The sequence below is a fragment of the Mesorhizobium sp. M2A.F.Ca.ET.067.02.1.1 genome (genome assembly GCF_004023285.1).
GTDB lineage: Bacteria > Pseudomonadota > Alphaproteobacteria > Rhizobiales > Rhizobiaceae > Mesorhizobium.
Map to the genome: position 1 here is coordinate 1 of NZ_RZSB01001213.1, position 1016 is coordinate 1016.

1 protein-coding gene and 1 pseudogene are annotated in these 1016 nt (G+C 60.0%); both read right to left on the reverse strand.

The genetic code is table 11. The annotated features are described in order from the left end of the window. Positions 1–100: 100 nt before the first annotated feature. Positions 101–424, reverse strand: a complete 324-nt coding sequence (locus tag EOA28_RS36830) for a septum formation initiator family protein (RefSeq protein ID WP_127253540.1) — start codon at positions 422–424, stop codon at positions 101–103. A 156-nt stretch (positions 425–580) separates the two neighbouring features. Further along, positions 581–1016 (reverse strand): annotated as a pseudogene (gene eno, locus EOA28_RS36835) (phosphopyruvate hydratase); the annotation flags it as partial.

Genomic DNA, 1016 nt, shown 5'->3' on the forward strand with positions numbered 1-1016 from the left:
AACATGCAAGGATGCATTGCGCCATGCTGAAAAATGCATGGCTGGCATGCATCTAAGCGATTAGAATCATTGAAAATAACGGCGATTAACCGAAATTCGGTTATCTCGTCGCGGAGGGCAGCATGATGGTGATTTCGTCGGGCTGAGACAAATTGAGCGCCTTTCGGGCCTGCTCGTCAAGCATATCCTTTTCCAGCGTGCCTTCATGCATCAGCTGGACACGGCGCTCGAAATCGACCCGGCGCGCCTTCACGGCATCAAGCTGCGCCTGCAGTTCGGCCGCCCGGGCCTCGAGCCGGTACTTGGAATAGATGCCGAACTCGCCGTGATAGGCATGGAAGCCGAAATAGGCCAGGAACAGCACGCAGAGCGAAGGGATGATCAGTCTGCCGGTGTTTCTCTGCTTGTGCTGACGTGTCCACATGACCCGAACCCTCGCGGCCGCGAACGCAAGCGGCCATGAGTCGTATTTCGCCCGATTGTGCTTAATGGACGGTTACGGGCGACCAGGTGCGGGGCCGCTGGAAACGAAAAGGGCGGGAATGCCCCGCCCTTTTGGAGATCGCCAGGATGGGCTGGATCAGCCCTTGAACACCGACTTGCCGGCGTAACGCGCCTGCTTGCCGAGCTCTTCCTCGATGCGGATGAGCTGGTTGTACTTGGCCATGCGGTCCGAACGCGACAGCGAGCCGGTCTTGATCTGTCCGCAATTGGTGGCGACCGCGAGGTCGGCAATGGTCGAATCCTCGGTCTCGCCCGAACGGTGCGACATTACGGCGGTGTAGCCGGCCTTGTGCGCGGTCTCGACCGCGTCGAGCGTCTCGGTCAGCGAGCCGATCTGGTTGACCTTGACCAGGATCGAATTGGCGACGCCCATGCGGATGCCATCGCGCAGCCGCGCCGTGTTGGTGACGAAGAGGTCGTCGCCGACGAGCTGGGTCTTCTTGCCGATCAGGTCGGTCAAATACTTCCAGCCTTCCCAGTCGTCCTCGGCAAGGCCGTCCTCGATGGTGATG

Excerpts from the sequence above, each read along its gene's own strand:
- EOA28_RS36830 (WP_127253540.1), bottom strand. The coding sequence starts at position 424 with ATGTGGACACGTCAGCACAAGCAGAGAAACACCGGCAGACTGATCATC.